Annotated in this window: 16 protein-coding genes and 5 pseudogenes; 11 read left to right on the forward strand and 10 right to left on the reverse strand. The window is 63.6% G+C overall.

The features are described from left to right. Window positions 1-159: 159 nt before the first annotated feature. A pseudogene (gene trhA / locus T428_RS25695) lies at window positions 160-833 on the reverse strand (PAQR family membrane homeostasis protein TrhA). A gap of 240 nt (window positions 834-1,073) precedes the next feature. Between trhA and T428_RS25700 the strand changes: the two are divergent. Next, window positions 1,074-2,441 (forward strand): annotated as a pseudogene (locus tag T428_RS25700) (cytochrome P450). On the opposite strand, the gene T428_RS31660 reads toward T428_RS25700, so the two are convergent. Then, window positions 2,384-2,563, reverse strand: a complete 180-nt coding sequence (locus T428_RS31660; RefSeq protein ID WP_211243892.1) for a DUF732 domain-containing protein — start codon at window positions 2,561-2,563, stop codon at window positions 2,384-2,386. The pseudogene T428_RS25700 and the gene T428_RS31660 sit on opposite strands and share 58 nt — an antisense overlap. 148 nt (window positions 2,564-2,711) lie before the next feature. Here T428_RS31660 and T428_RS0104975 point away from each other — a divergent pair, with 148 nt between their 5' ends. The 6 genes and pseudogenes from T428_RS0104975 (at window position 2,712) to T428_RS0104990 (ending at window position 6,611) form a co-directional block, all read left to right on the forward strand. Beyond that, window positions 2,712-3,419, forward strand: a complete 708-nt coding sequence (locus T428_RS0104975; RefSeq protein WP_025735609.1) for a CDP-alcohol phosphatidyltransferase family protein — start codon at window positions 2,712-2,714, stop codon at window positions 3,417-3,419. 181 nt (window positions 3,420-3,600) lie between these two features. After that, window positions 3,601-3,999, forward strand: a complete 399-nt coding sequence (locus T428_RS25705; protein WP_245604786.1) for a lysophospholipid acyltransferase family protein — start codon at window positions 3,601-3,603, stop codon at window positions 3,997-3,999. 1 nt (window position 4,000) lies between these two features. Continuing rightward, a complete protein-coding gene (locus tag T428_RS25710) occupies window positions 4,001-4,651 on the forward strand; it encodes a phosphatidate cytidylyltransferase (RefSeq protein WP_342666157.1) in 651 nt (216 codons plus the stop codon). Continuing rightward, window positions 4,648-4,908 (forward strand): phosphatidate cytidylyltransferase, encoded by a 261-nt coding sequence (locus T428_RS35635; RefSeq protein ID WP_342666158.1) that lies wholly within the window; start codon window positions 4,648-4,650, stop codon window positions 4,906-4,908. Before T428_RS25710 ends, T428_RS35635 begins: the two co-directional genes overlap by 4 nt. Before the next feature lie 137 nt (window positions 4,909-5,045). After that, window positions 5,046-5,396: pseudogene (locus tag T428_RS35955) on the forward strand (ATP-binding cassette domain-containing protein); the annotation flags it as partial. A gap of 18 nt (window positions 5,397-5,414) precedes the next feature. After that, window positions 5,415-6,611, forward strand: a complete 1,197-nt coding sequence (locus T428_RS0104990) for an ABC transporter permease (protein WP_425411994.1) — start codon at window positions 5,415-5,417, stop codon at window positions 6,609-6,611. An 18-nt stretch (window positions 6,612-6,629) separates the two neighbouring features. Here the strand turns inward: T428_RS0104990 and glnA are convergent. Beyond that, a pseudogene (gene glnA / locus T428_RS25715) lies at window positions 6,630-8,066 on the reverse strand (type I glutamate--ammonia ligase). A 197-nt stretch (window positions 8,067-8,263) separates the two neighbouring features. Here glnA and T428_RS0105000 point away from each other — a divergent pair. Next, window positions 8,264-10,051, forward strand: coding sequence for an NAD-binding protein (locus tag T428_RS0105000; protein WP_025735611.1), 1,788 nt, complete (start codon window positions 8,264-8,266; stop codon window positions 10,049-10,051). A gap of 13 nt (window positions 10,052-10,064) precedes the next feature. Here the strand turns inward: T428_RS0105000 and T428_RS0105005 are convergent, their stop codons facing one another. Beyond that, on the reverse strand, window positions 10,065-10,898 hold the full coding sequence (locus T428_RS0105005) for an LLM class F420-dependent oxidoreductase (RefSeq protein ID WP_025735612.1): 834 nt from the start codon (window positions 10,896-10,898) through the stop codon (window positions 10,065-10,067). A 431-nt stretch (window positions 10,899-11,329) separates the two neighbouring features. Then, window positions 11,330-11,599: a hypothetical protein gene (locus tag T428_RS0105010; RefSeq protein ID WP_245604791.1), complete on the reverse strand. Its 270-nt coding sequence runs from the start codon at window positions 11,597-11,599 to the stop codon at window positions 11,330-11,332. A gap of 504 nt (window positions 11,600-12,103) precedes the next feature. On the opposite strand from T428_RS0105010, the gene T428_RS34015 reads away from it, so the two are divergent. Further along, entirely contained in the window at window positions 12,104-12,271 is a 168-nt protein-coding gene (locus tag T428_RS34015) for a hypothetical protein (protein ID WP_245604792.1), read from the forward strand. A 60-nt stretch (window positions 12,272-12,331) separates the two neighbouring features. Here T428_RS34015 and T428_RS34020 read toward each other — a convergent pair whose 3' ends face one another. Beyond that, window positions 12,332-13,396, reverse strand: coding sequence for a hypothetical protein (locus T428_RS34020; protein WP_245604793.1), 1,065 nt, complete (start codon window positions 13,394-13,396; stop codon window positions 12,332-12,334). A 133-nt stretch (window positions 13,397-13,529) separates the two neighbouring features. Beyond that, window positions 13,530-13,838 (reverse strand): RNA 2'-phosphotransferase, encoded by a 309-nt coding sequence (locus T428_RS0105020; RefSeq protein WP_245604794.1) that lies wholly within the window; start codon window positions 13,836-13,838, stop codon window positions 13,530-13,532. 94 nt (window positions 13,839-13,932) lie between these two features. On the opposite strand from T428_RS0105020, the gene T428_RS25725 reads away from it, so the two are divergent. Then, entirely contained in the window at window positions 13,933-14,850 is a 918-nt protein-coding gene (locus T428_RS25725; protein ID WP_084298631.1) for an SDR family NAD(P)-dependent oxidoreductase, read from the forward strand. Window positions 14,851-14,882: 32 nt separating this feature from the next. Here T428_RS25725 and T428_RS0105030 read toward each other — a convergent pair whose 3' ends face one another. The 3 genes and pseudogenes from T428_RS0105030 to pstS form a co-directional block, all read right to left on the reverse strand. Continuing rightward, window positions 14,883-15,239: a hypothetical protein gene (locus T428_RS0105030; RefSeq protein WP_156942858.1), complete on the reverse strand. Its 357-nt coding sequence runs from the start codon at window positions 15,237-15,239 to the stop codon at window positions 14,883-14,885. Window positions 15,240-15,303: 64 nt separating this feature from the next. Continuing rightward, window positions 15,304-15,594, reverse strand: coding sequence for a hypothetical protein (locus tag T428_RS0105035; protein WP_025735617.1), 291 nt, complete (start codon window positions 15,592-15,594; stop codon window positions 15,304-15,306). Between the two features lie 274 nt (window positions 15,595-15,868). After that, window positions 15,869-16,959, reverse strand: a pseudogene (pstS, locus tag T428_RS25730) (phosphate ABC transporter substrate-binding protein PstS). A gap of 242 nt (window positions 16,960-17,201) precedes the next feature. On the opposite strand from pstS, the gene T428_RS30910 reads away from it, so the two are divergent. Then, window positions 17,202-17,741 (forward strand): restriction endonuclease, encoded by a 540-nt coding sequence (locus tag T428_RS30910; RefSeq protein WP_025735618.1) that lies wholly within the window; start codon window positions 17,202-17,204, stop codon window positions 17,739-17,741. The last annotated feature ends 175 nt before the right edge of the window (window positions 17,742-17,916 follow it).

A 17,916-nucleotide genomic window follows, 5' to 3' on the forward strand; every position in this document is an offset into this window, starting at 1 on the left:
AGGCTACTGCCCTCGCAAACGTCCCGGCATTGGGTCTTTGAACATACCGGCCGCGCCAGTATTAAAAGGGTTGGGCTAGACCATATCTGAAATGCACTATTGCGTGTCTAACGACGTGGCCCCACACTTCGCGATGCCGATGTGGCGGGAGTGACGTTCTTAAAAGACAGCGAACCACATCGCAATGTATTGGCAGATCGCCGCGACCGCGGTGCACACGTGAAAAAACTCGTGATAACCGAATGTCCTTGGCCACGGGTCGGGCCAGCGCAGCCCATAGAAGACCGCACCGATGCTGTACAGCGCCCCGCCGACGGCCAGTAACACGGTCGCGGCGACTCCGGCGTTATGCAGGATCAGCGGGGTGTACCAGATCGCAACCCAGCCCAGTAGCAGGTACAACATCACCCCGAGTCACCGCGGCGCCGACGGCCAAAACAGCGTCAGCGCGATTCCGGCCACCGCCCCGCCCCACACGATGGCCAGCACCACGTACCCGGTCTCGCGCGGCATGTCCAACCTGGCAAACGGTGTGTAGCTGCCAGCGATGAATACGAAGATCATCGAATGGTCGAGCCGTCGCATCCACTTTCTGGCGGTCACCGACTCCCAGGAGACGCGGTGGTAAATAGCGCTGACCGCGAACATCGCCGCAATCGCCAAGGTGTAGGTCAACGTCGAGTGCCCGACCCGCTTGGATCCAGGACCCACGACAACGCCACGAGCATGGTACCCGCAAAGAAGGCCCCTACGGCGCAATAGAGGTGAATCCAACCGCGCAGCCGCGGCCTGGTACGGGCATCGGCAGCGGGTCGGACGCCGACGTCGGCCACTGCGCAGAGAGGTTCGCGGGTAGCAGGCGTAACGACCGAATTTCCTTGGTAACCCAATCATCCCCCTCACCAGCGGCTCGGGTGCCGCTACGCGCTATTCAATCCCCGTTCTGGTTACATCCTGGTGCCGTACCGTGAGGAATCGTTGTGTCCCGCCTAGGGATTACCTGTACCGCGCGCTACCAGGCCACGGTAATATGTTCCGGCCACGACGTCGCGTCCCGCCCAAGGAGGATCGTTATCCGGACGAGCATCTGGTTTCGCTGGGTGGCGAGGTACGGTGCGCCGCGCGCCTTCTTGGCGGTGCAGGCTCGCCGCGGACAACCGTTGGCCCGGTTTCTACTGGGCCCCGGGCCCGCGGAGACGAAATGTATCGTCTGGTGGAAGACATCAGGCAGCAGGGCCGCCTGGTACGACGGCCGTTCGTGTGGGTGAGCGCCGACCACGAGATTTGCCGAATGGTGTTGCGTGATGACCGGTTCGGGGTCACCAACATCGTGAATGCGCCTCTGCCGCAGCCGGTCCCGGCCTTGCTGGACCGAACGGATCCCGGCCTGCCCAATCCGGTCGAGCGTCCGGCGATAATGATGTCGAACCCCCCGGATCACACCCGTTACCGGCGCTTGTTCGCCCAGAGCTTCACGCCTCGGGCCATCGACAGGCTCGGCGCCCGCGTCGAAGAGATCACCGGTGAACTGCTCGACGGCTTGGGGCGAAACCCACGGCCCGACCTGGTCGCCGACTTCGCGGCCGAACTGCCGGTGGCCGTGATCACCGAGATCCTCGGGTTGCCAGTCGATGCGCGCCCGCAGGTGCGCGAATGGGGGTACAGCCTGGCTCCCCTGCTGGATTTCGGTACCAGCTGGAAAATGTTCCTCGACGCCGTCGAGCGGCTGCGCAAAGTCGACCGTTACGCCGCGCAATTCATCCAGCAGGCCCGCGCGGGTGATGCGCGCGACGATCCGTTCGGCCGGGTGGCCGCCGGTGGGGAGCTGACTCATCGCGAATTCGCGGCCAACGCAGCACTTCTGGTGGGCGCCGGCTTCGAAACGACGGTCAACCTGATCGGCAACGGAATCGTGCTGCTGCCGCAGCATCCCCGTCAACTGGCCCTGCTGCGCGACGACCCGTCGTTGTGGCCGGCGGCAGTCGAGGAGATGCTGCGATTCGAAAGCCCGGTGCAGATGCTCGTGCGCACCGCCCGCCGCGACGCCAAGATCGCCGGCGAGCACATTCGTGCCGGTTCGATGTTCGTGCTGTTGATTGGGTGGCGCCAACCGCGACCCACGCGTGTTCAGCGACCCCGGCCGGTTCGACATCACCCGGTCCAATGCGAAAGATCACGTGGCGTTCGGCTCAGGGATCCACGGTTGCCTCGGCGCGGCCCTGGCACGAATTGAGGGTGCCATCGCCCTGCGCAGCCTGTTCGACCGGTTCCCGGATCTGCGCCTGCTCGAACGGCCCGAACCACTCGAGCTGGTCACTCTGCACGGATTCAAACGCCTACCGGTCGAGTTGAGCGCCCGGCCGGCCGGAGTAGGCGCGGTCCGTCAGGTAGCGCCGGCCGGACAGCTCTTGCCGACCCCGATGGCGGCGCTCGGCGTCTGATAGGTGATGCCGGCGTTCTTCAGCTCGGTCAGAAAGTTCGAATTTGTACCCGGATCGGCCTGTGCCGGGGCGGCAACGGCGATGGCAGCGGCAAAACTCGCAAAAACCATGACCCCTCGCATCGGTTCATCCTCCTACAGGCACGCGCCCTTGTCCTGCCGACGGTTTTTGGGATCGGTAGTCGCTGCGGGTCGATGTACTCATCGCAATCGCAAGGCCACCCAGGCCGCGAATGTGCAACAAATCGGCACGACACGAAAGGAGCCGGCCGTGACCAGCCTCTACGCGCTCAAGCCGTGGTTCACCAGGCGCTTGAAGCCGTTTGTCGACGCCGCTGTGGCGCGGCGGGTCTCCCCGGATGTGTTCACCGTTGCCGGCGTCATCGCCGCCGCGGCCGGAGTAGCGGTCGCGTTCGGATGCTGGCCGCTCGCGGCGCTGTTCCTGGTGCTGCGGCTGGCCGGGGCCAACCTGGACGGCGCGGTGGCGCGTGCCCGCGGCGTGAGCCGGCCGTGGGGGTTCGTGGTCAACGAGCTCGGCGACCGCACGGCTGACCTGTTCGCCTTCGCCGGCCTGGCGGTGTGGGCGGCCCGGCAGCACGGTCCCGGACTACACTGGCTGTCCTGGCTCGTGCTGCAGGTGCTCGTTGCCGCGCTCGCGGCGACGCTTCCGACGTTCGCGTCCCTGGCCGCGGCCGCAGCGGGCGCAACGCGGCGCAACGGCGGCCCGCTCGGCAAGACCGAACGATGCCTGTTCGTGGTGCTGGCCACGGCGTTTCCGGTCGTCATGCCGGTGCTGCTGGCGCAGCTGGTGAACGGTTCACTGATCACCACGGTGCTGCGGCTGCGGGCGGCCCACCGCGAGCTGAAACTTCAGCGCGTCGTCTTGGTCGAGCACATCGATGCGGTCACGCAGCCGATCAACACGATCACCCAACCGCTGAACCTCGTCACGCAACCCTTGACGGCAGTGGCGGCATGACCGCGAACCGGATGCCAAGCATGCTTCGGCACTGGCTCTGGCGGACCGTGTGCGCCGCGTCGGGCGGCCTGAGGGTCACCGGGCGCTTTCGCGCCACCGGTGGTTGCGTGGTCGTGGCCAACCACAGCTCGCACGCCGACACCGCGGTGCTGCTCGCGGCGCTTCCGCCGTCGGCCGGCGCGTGCGGGTTGCGTCGGCTCCGCTGGCCGGGATCCTGCCGGTACGGCGGTCCGGCGACGGCAACTACGCCGCGCTGCTCGCGGCGGCCAAACCCGCGCTGAAGGCCGGACGCGCCGTCGTCATCTACCCCGAGGGGACCCGGTCGACTGACGGCACCATTGGTGAGTTTCGTTCCGGTGCAATACGATTGGCGCGCGATTGCGGCGTGCCGATCATACCCGTCGCGATCGCGGGGACCGCCGACGTGCTGCCCAAGGACGGCCATTACTCCCCCGCCCCGATGCACGTCCACGTCGGCGCGCCGCTGGACCCGCACACCACGTCGACCGCGCAGCTGTGGGCACACGTGCTGGCTTTGCGCGAGGACAGCGTGGCCGACCGCTATGCGCTCGCATCCTGACATGGCGATCGTCGAGAACTACCTGTCGTTCGTCCGCGGGGATCGGCGGATGCCGCTCAACGTCGACCTGGGTCCGCTGCGCATCCACCTCTACTCCCGGGCCGTGTTTCTGCTGTGGGTTACGGTGGCGATCCTGGCGTTGGCGGGCATCGTCGTACTCGTCTCCCGCAAGCCGGAACTGATCCAGAAGTGGCGCACCTGGGCGCTCATCGCGCCCGCGGTCGGCATCCCGGTGTGTATCGGTCGCGGCACCACCGCCGTGTTGGCGGCGGCGCTGGCCGTCGTCGCGGTGACCGAGTACGCGCGACTGGCAAGGCTGCGCCGCGCGGATACCTACCTGCTCATCGCGCTGGCCGTCCTCTCCCCGGTCGCCGCGTGGTTGCGCCCGTCGCTGCTGCAGCTCGCGCCCGTCGTCGCACTGCTGTGCGCGGCGCCCTCGGTCCTGGGCGGCGACGTCGAACACGGCTCCAAGAGAACGGCTTTTACCGGATTCGCGTCATTGTGGATCTGCTGGTCGCTGTCTCACCTCGTCATGGTGTGGCACGACACCTATCTGCTGTGCTTTGCCGTCGCGGCCACCGACGTCGCCGCATGGTGTGGCGGAAAGGGGCTTCGCCGGATGGCTTGGGCGCGTCGGCCGTTTCCCCGTTGAGCCCCAACAAGACGGTCGGCGGGATGGTCGGCGCGATCATCGGCGCATTCGTCATCCTCACGCTGTTAGGCACCATTTCGATCAGATTGCTTGTCGCGGTGTCCGTCGGTGGTGTCTTCGGTGGCCTCCTGGAATCGATGTTGAAGCGGCAGGCCCGGGTCAAGGACGCCGGATGCTGGCTTCCCGGGTTTGGAGGTCTGCTCGATCGGATCGACTCACTGCTGGTGGTGCTCCCGCTGGCCTACTTAATCGGGTGAGGACTCAGATGACCTGCGCTACGACAGTGATCACCCCGCGAATCCCACCGGCCGCCACGGTCGGCGGCCTTGACGTACGCGACGTGAGTCTCACTCTGGACGGCAATCTCGTTGCATTGGACCGAATTTCATTCACCGCTCGGCCGGGGACGCTGACGGCCGTAATCGGTCCGTCGGGAGCAGGCAAGTCCACTCTTGCCAAGGTGATCGCCGGAGCTGCGAGGCCGACGGCCGGGGCGGTGTCGCTGGACGGGACAGCATGCGTGTTGTCGCACAACCGGATCGGGATGGTACCCCAGGACGACGTCGTGCACGGTCGGTTGACCGTCGGGCAGGCGCTGGAGTTCGCCGCGGAACTGCGGATGCCTGCCGCAACCGCGGCTTGCGACCGCCGTCAGGTGATCGCGGCAGTACTCGACGAACTCGAGCTCACACCGCACGCCGCGACCCGCATCGAAAAGTTGTCGGGCGGGCAACGCAAACGCGTTTCAATCGCCTTGGAGCTGTTGATACGTCCCTCGCTGCTGGTGCTCGACGAGCCGACGACGGGGCTGGATCCGGCGCTGGACCGCACCGTCATGGCGATGTTGCGTCGGCTTGCCGACGCGGGTCGCGTGATCGTGGTGGTGACGCATTCGCTGACCTTCCTTGACGTGTGCGACCAGGTGTTGCTGCTGGCGCCGGGTGGCAAGACCGCGTTCTGCGGTCGCCCTGACGAGATCGGGTCGGTCATCGGAGCCGTCGACTGGGCCGACATCTTCAGCATCGTCTGCGCCGACCCCGCCGGCGTTCAGCGTCGCTTCGTGGCAAGTGCCGGATCACAAGCTGAGATGACGATGGTTCGGCTCATCCGGCCCGCGGAGCCGACGCAACCCACACGCGCCGGCCGATGGCGCCAGCTGTGGACGCTCGCGCGCGGACAGGTCCGCCTCCTCGTGGCCAACCGCGGCTACTTCGTATTTCTCACCGTACTGCCGTTCATCGTCGGGCTGCTGCCACTGACCGTGGCCGGTCACGCCGGACTCGGTCGCGCGGATACCTCCGTGCCGTTCGAGGCCAAGCACGTGATCGCCTTGACGAGCTTCGCCGCGATCCTGATGGGCATCACACTCACCGCGCGCGATCTCGTCGGTGAGCGTGCGATCTTCCGCCGCGAGCAGGCAGCCGGATTATCTTCCACCGCATATCTTCTCGCGAAGATCGCGGTCTTCGGCGGAGTCGCGATGACACAGTCGGCGATCCTGGTCCTGATCGTTACGGCGCCCGGGATCGGCAAGCCCGGGCCGACGGGCACGGCGATCCTGGGTCGCCCGACGTTGGAACTTTTTGTCGGCGTCGCGGCAACATCGGTGACGGAAGTGGTTGCGGGGCTTTCGATTTCGACGCTGGCGCGTACCAGTGATCAGGTGATCGTGCTGCTGGCGATGACACTGATGGCGCAACTGGTGCTGGCCGGCGGGTTCATCCCGGTGACGAATCGACCGTTGTTCGAAACCCTGGCCTGGTTCACGCCCGGGCGCTGGGGCTTCGCGGCCACCGCGTCGACGGCGGATCTGACTCACCTCGTGGCGGGAATTGCCGACGACACCCACTGGCATCGCACCGCGTCGACATGGCTTTTCGACATGACCATGTTGGCGATGCTGGCCGTGCTCTTCGCCGGCGTCGCGTGGTGGCGGATCCGGCGCGAAGAGCGCGCCTGAGCCAGCAGCTCCGCTGGTTTAAACGTCGTAGTAAAGCTCGAACTCGTGCGGGGTCGGCCGGAGGTTGAAAGGGGCAAGCTCGTAGTCGCGCTTGTAGTGGATCCACGTCTCGATCAGGTTCGGCGTGAAAACGCCTCCCTCGGTCAGGTATTCACTATCCTCCTCAAGCCGGTCGATCACCGCTGCCAACTGGGTGGGAGCCTGCGGAATCTCCGCGGCTTCCTCGGGCGGCAGCTCGTAGAGGTCCTTGTCGACCGGCGGCGGGGGCTCGATCTTGTGTCTGATCCCGTCCAAGCCCGCCATCAACTGAGCCGCGAACGACAGGTACGGGTTACCCGACGAGTCGGGGCAGCGGAATTCCAGCCTCTTGGTCTTCGGGTTGCTCCCGGTGATCGGGATGCGTACACACGCTGAACGGTTGCGCTGGCTGTAGACCAGGTTGATCGGGGCCTCGTAGCCGGGCACCAGCCGTTTGTAGGAGTTGACGGTCGGGTTGGTGAACGCCAGCAACGAGGGGGCGTGGTACAGCAGTCCGCCGATGTAGTGGCGGGCCAGGTCCGATAGGCCGGCATATCCGGTGTCGTCGTACATCAAGGGGATGCCGTCGCGTCACAGCGACTGGTGGCAGTGCATGCCGGAGTCGTTGTCACCGAAGAGCGGCTTGGGCATGAATGTCACGGTCTTGCCTGCGTGCCAAGCGGTTTGCTTGACAATGTACTTGAACATCTGGTGGTCGTCGGCCGCGTGGAGCAAGGTGTTGAATTTGTAGTTGATCTCGGCCTGGCCACCGCTGCCCACCTCGTAATGGCCCTTCTCGAGAGCAAAACCGGCGTTGGTCAGGTGGGTGAGAATCTCATCGCGTAAATCGACGTAATGGTCGGTCGGCGCAACCGGGAAGTACCCACCCTTGGGGCGGACCTTGTAGCCGAGGTTGGGGGTGCCGTCGGACTCGTTGGCTTCTCCGGTGTTCCACCATCCTGACGTCGCGTCCACCTTGTAAAACGAGCCGTTGGTGCGTGAGTCGAAGCTCACCGAGTCGAAGATGTAGAACTCGGCTTCCGGGCCGAAGTAGGCGACGTCCGCAATGCCCGAGCTGATCAGGTAGTTCTCCGCCTTGCGGGCGACGTTGCGCGGATCACGCGAGTAGACCTCGAAAGTGAAGGGGTCGTGCACAAAGAAGTTGACGTTGAGGGTGGTGCGGGCACGAAACGGGTCGATGGTCGCGGTCTCCGGATCGGGCAGCAACAGCATGTCGGACTCGTGGATCGATTGAAACCCGCGAATCGAGGAACCGTCGAAGGCCAGGCCCTCCTCAAACACGTTCTCGTCGAAGGCGTAGATCGGAATCGTAAAGTGCTGCATGGTTTCTGCCAGGTCGCAGAAGCGGACGTCGACGTATTCTACGTTGCGGTCCTTGGCGAGCTTGAAGATGTCATCGGGTGTCTTTTCGGACAAGAATGCTCCTTTTGCGTAGTGGCGCGACAGCGCTTTTTACGCCTCAACTATTGCGTCCGCGTGACGCATTCGAGTCGAACCTGTTGCGCCTCATAAAGATCGGGAGTTGACATCCTGGCTTCTCCGGTGGCGCTATCAAGCGTTGTGCCCGATAGTCATATGAACCAGCGGGTGCTGGTGTCAGCACAGGTCGGAATATGGGCGAGATATTTCAATTCCATCGCGAAATCATCGTCAGCGGCGACGACCGACTGTCGAAGACGATCGCCGATGAGCTACGGGGCGCGGGCGCGCGGATCATCAAGATCAACACCGCGGCCGATCTTCTCGGCGCCGGGGTGCATCGCGCACGAGCCGTCGTCTGCGCTGGGCCGAACGACGCCGTCAACCTCGAAATCGCCTTGTTGGCACGAGAATACAGCCCCAATGTCCGTGTGGTGGCTCGTCTGGCCAACGATGTGCTGCGTGAAGCGGTGACCGCCGTCAACGGTCCCGGCGCGATCTTGGACGTCGCCGACCTCGCGGCACCATCGCTCGTAGAGGCAGTTCTGTCACGCAATGCGCACCAGTTCGACACGGCCGGTATCGAATTCGTCGTCTGGGGTTCCGAGGCGCCCCACAACGCGGCGCTACGCGAGATCTACGCCGACCTGGCTCCGGTGGCGGTGGTGCATGGCAAGAACTCACCCACCCCGGGCGAGGTGGTGCCGTGTCCCGGACGGGATCTGCGGGTCTATGCCGGCGACTGGACTTCGATGATCGGCGTCAAAGATGAATTGGAAGCTCGGGGGATTACGGTGCCACCGTCTACCGCGACGCGTTCGCATCATTCCCGGGTCCGACGCGCCATCGATGCCGCACGAGCCATGCGCGACGATGTGAACCCGCTGCTTTTTCCCTCGTTGGCTTTTGCGTTGTTCCTCACTTGCGGCTCCACAGCCGTGGAGCACTTTGCGTATCAGCATCAGCAGATGTCGTGGATGGATGCCCTGTACTTCACCTCCGAGACCATCACGACCGTCCGATATGGCGAATTCGGTTTCGGACAGGAGTCCCTTTTCCTGCGACTGTTCAATGTCGGGTTGATGTTCGGTGGGGCGATCGTCACCGCAATCCTCGTCGCATTTCTCGCAGACCTGATGCTGTCGCGGCGCTTCGTCCAGACGGTCGGGTTGCGCCGGGTCCGCCATATGCGCGACCACATCGTGGTGATCGGCCTGGGCTCGATTGGCGTCCGTGTCGTAAGCGACCTGACGGCCGCCGGATACGACGTCCTCGTCATCGAGCCGAATACGAACAACCGATTTCTGTCGACCGTGGCCGAACTGGACGTGCCGGTGATTTTCGGAGACTCGGCGATGCGTCAGACGCTGGAAGCGGCCCGCGTCGATCGCGCCCGCGGGGTGGCGGTGGTGACGCAGGACGACATGGAAAACATCGAGACCGGGATCGTCTTGCTGGAGATCCTGGGATCCGACACCAAGGTGCCAATCGTCATGCGTGTGCACGGGCGCGCGCTGAGCACTGCGGTGAATCGGCGGTTCGGCTTCGAGAACGTGCGGTCGATCGTCGACTTGGCGGCCCCGTGGTTCATTGGCGCGGCGATGGGTCTGCAAGTGCTGGGCACGTTTTGGGTAGGGCAGCGCTCCTTCATGGTCGGTGGAATGCTGGTGGCGCCAGGCAGCGAGCTCGATGGCCTACGAATGGTGGATTTGTCCACCCAGACTCGGGTCATCGCAATTACGCGGCCGGAAGGACCGGTGCGGCTACGTCCCCGCCGCGACGCCCTACTGAAAGCCGGCGACACCGTCTATATCATCATCATCATCGGCCCTTACCGCGAGTTGATCGCGACGCTGCGCAAGGGCCAGCCGCCACCGGTAACCGCTGTCAACGGTGAGCGCGCGGCAAGGTTGGCCGCCGCGCGTTCGGCGCACCGGCCGGAAGTGCGCCCGCCACGATGGGCACCCGACCTGCAGGCTTGAGTCGTGCGGCTCCCTAGCCGCGGTAGCTACTTACCTTTGCGGCGTAGTCGTCCAGCAACCGCAGCGATTCGTCGAGCGGCCGGGTGGGCAACAGCAGTGCCAGCCGCTCAAAGCCCAACCCCTCGGCGCCATGCCAATAGTCGGGGTCGTCCGCTGGTGTACCGAACATCGCCAGCGGGACATCGTGACCGCTGCCCTCGCGTAGTTGATCGATGCGCTTCGCCAGATGCTCGATAGGCAGGGCATTGGATATCCACCCGGCGTCATGGCGAATCACCCGCTTAACGGTGGCGTCCGAGTTGCCGCCGATGAAGATCGGCGGGTGCGGTTTCTGCACCGGCTTGGGGCGACTGTACGCGGCGTCGAAATCGACGAACTTGCCGTGGTACTCGGCCGGTTCGTTCGTCCACAGCGCCTTGATCGCTTCGATGCGTTCGTCGAGCAACTTGCCCCGGGTCTTGGGGTCGGTGCCGTGATCGCGTAACTCCTCAATGTTCCAGCCGGCACCCACGCCAAATATGAAGCGCCCGTTGGAGATCAAGTCGATGCTGGCGGCTTCCTTCGCCGTGATGATCGGATCGCGCTGGATCAATAGGGCGATGCCGGTAAACAACTCGATGGACGAGGTCACCGCCGCGGCCGCGGCCAGCGTCACAAACGGGTCCAGGGTGCGGTAGTACATCGCAGGCAGCTCGCCACCCATTGGGTAGGCAAATTCGCGGCTGGCGGGGATGTGCGTGTGTTCGGCGATGACCAGCGAGGCAAAGCCGCGCTCCTCGATCGCTCGTGCCAGCGAAACCGTGTCGATGGTGTTGTCATTGACGAACGTCGAGATCCCGATCTTCATACTCTCCCTTAGTTACCGTCGTTGATCTGCCGTCTCCCGCGTTACCAAGGCCCGCGCGCACGGTGCTAATTCCTATGGGGCGGCACAGGTTGGTCTGTTGTTGTCACAGGAGCCACACTGGCCTCCAGCCGGGGGGACGTTCGTTATGCCCACCTCCGAGCGACAGAATCCGGCGACGTCCCAGTTGTCGCTATGAGGCGGGCATCTTGGGTATCAGGCGAGAACGACTCAGGCGGAGGCTACAGCGGCTCACCGATGCCGGGAAGCACACCGCAATGTCCTCGGTTGGCCAGAAAGTAAACCACCCAAGCCGCAAGACCCCCATAAACCTCAGCATCTTGCACTTGGTCCAGCTCGAAACCGGCCGGGGACAACGCCGGTCCCAAAACCGTTCCAGCTCGGTTAGTTTCATGGTTAGCCGCGGTGACAACCTAGCGCATCAAGAAAGTGTAGTAATTACCGATTGCTTCCAGCGCATTCGAGGTAAGCTCCGGATGCCGATCGTGCATGACAGATTCCACGTAATCGCCGACTTCATTTAACGAAAGACGATCCCAGTCAGGTTCAATCTGCATTGCTTCATCGAGTACCGCGCGTACCCGCTCTCGCACAGTCCCACTTGCCGACTCGTAATATGAGTCGAACTTTTCCTGATTTTTTCCGGGATACCGCTTCAAGTAGAGCACAATAGCGTCGCTCATGTCAAAGTCGTCATCCGACAACATAATGCGTGACCTCACTTATCTCTCAAAAATTGTGACTAATTGTCCAGTGTCTGGATCAATCTGCACAATACGAGTTACGTTCGGATTTTCCACGAGACGTGGTATCTCAACAGATTGCGAGACATTTCCTGGGCGCAAGTTGGAGCCGATAATTGCAGTAACTTTACCCCGTGAACCTTCCGCATATGCTGCCGAGGCATCCTCCCAGAATTTTACCGACACTGGATCATGACGATTCCACACGGGCAGAGGATCAACGCCCCTCTCTGCGAGGATCATCTCCAACGTTTTCCCACCAGACCCGTGGGCGATAAGTTCCGCTATGCCTGAATCATTAGGACCGACTCCAATCCCCGCAGCGTTTCGCCCTGACCAGTAGTATGTGCTATTTGGCTCGGTCGACGTAATTTCTCGAAGCTGTTCATATGACGGTAAAGCCCCGGGCATATAATGGCCCGCGCTGTCCATGGGATATGGATCATGAGCAGGAATCTCATCCGGGATTGGGTGCCCCGTCGCCAAGGGAGGGTGGTGTTCACCAATTTCGGTGCGCAGGGGATTTCCCGTACTCAGCGGTGGGTGCCCGCCGGGAATTTCATGTGGAAGACCGGCGGCGGCATCGAGGTCGGCTACCTCGGCTGCGCGTGAAACGACGGCCCCCTCGCCGCCGAACTGCATCGTCGGTAAGGTCACGGCTGCATCGGCGGATTAACCTCCCAGGTAGTAAGCCGGGCCGTGCGAATTCTGCACTTCGCCGATCGCCGCTCCCGCTGGGTTTTGGACGGCCTCGACGGTGCCTTGGATCATTTGCTTCCACGCGTCGAGCGCGCCCGGTAATCCGCGATTCCCTACCCCGAGAAGGTTGTGAACGCTCTCCTCGGTTGCAAACCAGCGGTCGGCGAAGCCCTCGCCAAATCCCGGCGGTGGCATTGGCTTTGGCTCAGGAGGCATGTACGGAGGAATGCCGCCCTGGTCGATCCAGCGCTGCGCGCCCGCTACCACTTCGTTCACCCGCGCCTCGATCTGATCCGGCGGCACGCCATCACCGATCATCACCTTGCGCAACAGCGCCTTGGCGCTCTCCAACTCTGCCGGGCTCGGCTGAGGCAGCGGGACGGGGCCCCTGGGCAACAGCATCTCCTGCAGCGACCGCGGCTTGCAGCCGGCCACGGGAGCAGGAACCTTCGGCGGTGTGCCGCCCGGCGCCACCGCCGCGGGAGCCGGCGTACCGCCCGGCGCCGCGGCCGCCGGAGCCGGGGACCCACTCGACGGAGCACCACCTGGCGGGGCGTCGGCGGTAGCGGGTGGCATCAACATGTCCTGCCAGGTCTTCGGCTTGGCGCCTGATGCGGGTGGGCCTTGTGGCGTTGGCGGACCACCCGGCCCGGGTCCTCCCGCATCAAGAGGCACCGCACCGACGGCAGCGCTGATCGCGCTGGCCAGCTCGTGATCGGCGGTGTGGGCATGCACCTTGCAGGCGTCGAGCTCGCCCTGCAGCATCTGCAGCTTGTACGCCAGGTCGAGTCGGTTCGCCGGAATCCCCTTGGGTCCGGAGTCAATTCGCCAGTCCGGCGTGACCGACCACCCGTTCGCCGCAGCGGCCTGTTCGATGTTGTCCAGCTCGCGCTTACATGCGCTCACGTCCGCCTCAGCGTGCGACACCGCCGCCGCCACCTGCCTGGATTCCGCACCGTCCGCCTCGATGTCGCGGCGAATCTTGCCGATGTCGACGCGAAAAGCGTCGCCTGCTTCACCCTGGCACTCGGCGAGCACGCTGTGGGCCTGTTACAGGCTTTCCCCCCAAGCGTTGCGACGTATTAGCGCGTCCGGTAGCCGTCTCGAACACCGCGCGAATGGCGTTCAAATCCCAGCGCTTGACATCTGCAGGAGTTAGCGACCCCACCCACTACCCCTGTTCCCGCACCGACCTAATCATGGCAGCCGATTCATCCTCATTCGTCGAGTAACCGACCGATGCTTCGGCGACGTGTGTCCCCAACCCGCCTACCTGGAGCCTGTGTTGGCTATGCCGGGCCTCCCACCGAGCCGCGAGCTGAGCCAACGCGAGCTGCGAGGTTCCGACCCAACCCGGCGCCGCATTGGCCAAGCCGTCTTCATAGCCGACGAAGTCCACGGCGGCCTCGCCGATCCCGTTGAGCACATGGTTGCTCCCGACGTGCAGCGCGACGAGATCGACATCCAACTCATCAGCCACGATGACCCCCTTCCCGTCCCCGGCACGGTGCCGTGAAGCTTAGCTGGTTTCAGCAGATCACACCCTTCACCCGGACCGAGCTGGGTTCGTCGCCATGGCGCTCCGCGCCGCGACCGTGACGGCCGTCCCCACACGTGGCGTTGACACTGCTCCACGTACTATTCGCACGCTGGACAAAAGCGCTATGGGAGTTTTCGTGAGTCAAGATCATCCCCTCGACCGATACGTGGGTTCCTGGGCACTGGTCACCGGCAGCGCCGGCGAACGCGGACTGGGCTTTGCCTATGCACGCGAAATTGCCAGTCGCCGTGTCAATCTCGTACTGGTGGACATACTGGCTGAGGAGCTCGAGGCCCGGGCCACGGCGCTTCGAACCGAGTACGGCGTCGAAGTCCGCACCATCGCTGCCGATCTCGGCGACTTGTCGGTCTATCCGAAAATCGTCGACCAGCTGGCTGACGTCACCGTCGACGTCCTCGTCTGCAATCACATGTACACCCCGAAGGACACACCGAAGATTCTGGACATGGCGTTGGAGGTCCACAACGCCATGATCGACATCAATGCCCGTGCCTACGTGAACCTCATCTACCCCTTCGCACATCAGATGACGAAGCGGGGACGAGGTGCCATCGTGATCGTTTCGTCGGGGGCAGGCCTGATACCGGCGCCGTACACCGGCGCGTACGCGGCCAACAAGGCTTTTCAGATCGTTTTCGGTGAGGTGCTGTGGTACGAAACCCGCGACACCGGCGTCGACGTACTGGTCATGTCCGCTGGACTGATGGACACCCAGGGGGATGCATTGTCGAAGTATCCCCGGTGGCAGATCGCAGACCCGCGTGACGCCGCGGCGGAAACGCTAAGGGCCATCGGCCGCAAGCACCTTGTCATGCCCGGACGGCCGAATCGCCTCGTCACCCTGCTCTCCACCCGGTTGATGCCGCGTCGCCGCGCCGTGCTGACCATGGGGCGCTTCATGGAACGTGGACTGGGTAAAGACCCCGGATAGCTGGAACGCCGTTGTGGCGTGGGCAATTCCAACTACCCAATCTTGTGAATGGCACCGCCCGCTAAGTGCACCTCAGCAGCCGCGTGGGCGCCGTGACTGGGACGAGTATTCGAAGAGCTCGATGCCAGGCGCGTCACCTGGACGCGCTGGACTGGGGCCATCGAGCCGTCCAGCTGGTTGAACTTCTCGTAGAAATCTCTTAGCTGAGTGGCGATTTGCGCACGCACGTCGATGAGTTCGTCCAACTTGGCCTGCGCCTGCGTCAACTGGTCGTCGATATCACGCTGCACGCTGGTTAACATTTCCTCGGCGGCTTCTTCGGCCTCCCGCACGACGTCCGCGGCATTGAGACCGGCCTGCTCCCTGAGCCTGGCAATATCAACCCGCATTTGCTTGCTCTGCGTCTCCAAATCGGCTCGCAGCGAGGTCGCCGAATCATACTCCAGTCGGGCTTCACTGATAATCCTGGCGGCACGCTTCGGCTTCGATCTGAACGGTCGCCGCAAACTGACGCGCCTCCGCCCGAGTCTCCTCTGCCTCGGCGGCTGCAGCATTGAGAATCCGGGACAGTCGATCGCTGAGGCCCGCGATGTCGTTAGGGATCTCGCCGGCCAACTCGGTGAAGTGCGCTGAGGTCGATTTCAGTTCGGCCTGAGAACTGCACAGCTGTTGGCTGAGCGCACCGACGTGCGAGCGCCTTCGCTGGGCGGACACATGCAATTCGTCATACTCCTCGTCGTGCATTTCGACATGGCAACTCGAACCGTCCAAGTCCGGATTTCGGCCCAATTTCCGGGCATAACCGTCGGGGTCAACCTCAATCGACGTCACGGGCGGGAGTGTATGGCGCACCGAGACGCGTTCATTAGCCGATGCAACAAATATTTGCCGCCCGTTAGAACACTTGTCATAATTTACAGTCACGTAAGCGTCGGCTAGGTTTCGCCGAACCGGTTGCCACTTGAGCTCAAACCTGTTCTGCGTCTTTAAATTTCGATACTTTCGCGCACAAAAATGGTTAGCTGGGAATCTTGGCGATCTGGGCGTCGGACAACTTCGCGACGCCACCCGGCAGGGGCCAAACGTAGGCATGAACGGATCCCAGGAACGAGGGGCTGCTCCCCTCGGTCACCGCCCAGTGGAGGGACGCCTGGAGCGTCCGCGCCGTGGCGGGTCCTTCTGGTTGCTGTAGACGATCGCGTATAAGTAGTTCACGATCGGGTACCCGTCGCCGGCGGGCCCGTTGATCAGCGAGATCGATTGGTTCGGCGGGGTCTGCGAGGCAAGACTGGCGGCCTCGGCCGCAACGCTCTGGGCGTCGGCCAGCAGGAAATTACCGGCAGCGTTGCCCAATTGGGCCTCACCCAATCCCTTCTGGTGGGCCACGTCGATGTAACCGGTCCCGTGGTAGGTGACACAGCCGGGGCTCGCGGCGCAGCCGTTCAGCATGCCGGCCCTGCCGTCGGCGTCGTCTTGAGCCTGCGCGCCTGGTACCGCCGGAAACTCGACGGTGGTGCCGACGCCCGGCGACTTGCCCCAACCGTCCGGATCTTGCTTCGCCAGGTACTGGGTGAACAGGAACGTATCGCCGGATCCGTCGGAACGGTGTAGCGGAATCACCGGGGTAGCAGGCAAGTTCACGCCGGGGTTGAGGGCGGCGATCTGCGGATCGTTCCAGGTCTTGACGGTGCCCCGGTACATCGCCGACAGCACTTTGCCATCCAGCTTGAGGTGCTCGGTGACGCCGGGCAGGTTGTAGCTGACGTGCAGCGACGAGACGGCCACGGCGATGTTCATCAGCCCCGGGTGCGCGGCTAGATCATCCTCGGATAGGTAGGCGCCGGAGGCGCCAATGTTGACCGCCCCCATAGCCGCTTGCGAGATTCCGAAATCGGATACGGTGCCGTCCGTGGTGATGGTGATGTTCGGATATTTCAGGTAATAGGCCGCGGCCCACGCGTCCATCAAGGGGTAAAGATCCTTGGATCCGGTCTCCCACAACGTCACGCTTGATGTCGGGGGTGCCGTAGCGATCGTCCGGGTGGGAGCACCCGACGTACCGTCGGGCTTGCCTGACGCGCAGGCCGCCACGACCAAGACTGCCGACATCACAACCAACACCGTGCGAATTTTCACACCCTCACCATCGTTTTCAACTCGTTGCGGGACACCTAGATTCTGCTCCGCCGGAGTCCGGAATGCGTCGCGAACCAGGGTGACTGCGCGACACGGCCGGAATCGCCAACCACCTTGTTTGTCGTCGCTCGTCCCTATCATCGGCTCATGCATCGGGCGCCATCGATCATCGCTTCCGCCACGTACGACGGACGCCTACGAGATGTTTCCACGGCATGAAGACCGCGTTCGTTTTTCTCCCCCTGTACTTCGGCCTTCTCTTTGGTTTCTTCACACACCGCGTCGCTCTAGGCCTGGTGGGTGCGTGCTGTGGCCTGTTGCTGGCGGGCTTGATACAGCCCGCCTACCGTCGATCGCGGTGGCGGCTGGGCACCGTTGCGGGAATCGCCCAGATCGATGCGATGGACGGCGTGGAGTTCGAGGACTATGTCGCCACCCGCATGCAGCGCGCGGGCTGGGAGGTCAGCTTCACCCCTGCCGTCGGCGACTATGGCGTCGACCTGATCGCGCAAAAGGATGGCCAGTACGCGGCGGTCCAGTGCAAGCGGCACGGCAAAACAGTCGGCGTCGCCGCCGTCCAACAAGTGGTTGCCGGTGCGCGTCATCATGGATGCACGCGGAGCATTGTGGTGAGCAACCAGGAGTTTACTACTGCGGCAAAGCAATTGGCGTACACACACGGCTGCCAATTGATCGGCCGTAAGGCATTGCAAAGCTGGGTCCCCGCGCCCACCGGAAAAGACTTGCGCGACTGAGGATCTAGATCCCACGTCAAGGCTTTGTCACGCCGTGCATAGCCCCGATCCCCGGCATTATTGGGGCGAATGCCTCATGCGCCGCCATGACGGACGGCGGACGATCACTGCATCGAAGATTGCAGACCGCACGCGAAACCACCCTCGCAAACCGGCGGCTTCACCGCGAAATATC

The sequence above is a fragment of the Mycobacterium genavense ATCC 51234 genome (genome assembly GCF_000526915.1).
Lineage (GTDB): Bacteria > Actinomycetota > Actinomycetes > Mycobacteriales > Mycobacteriaceae > Mycobacterium > Mycobacterium genavense.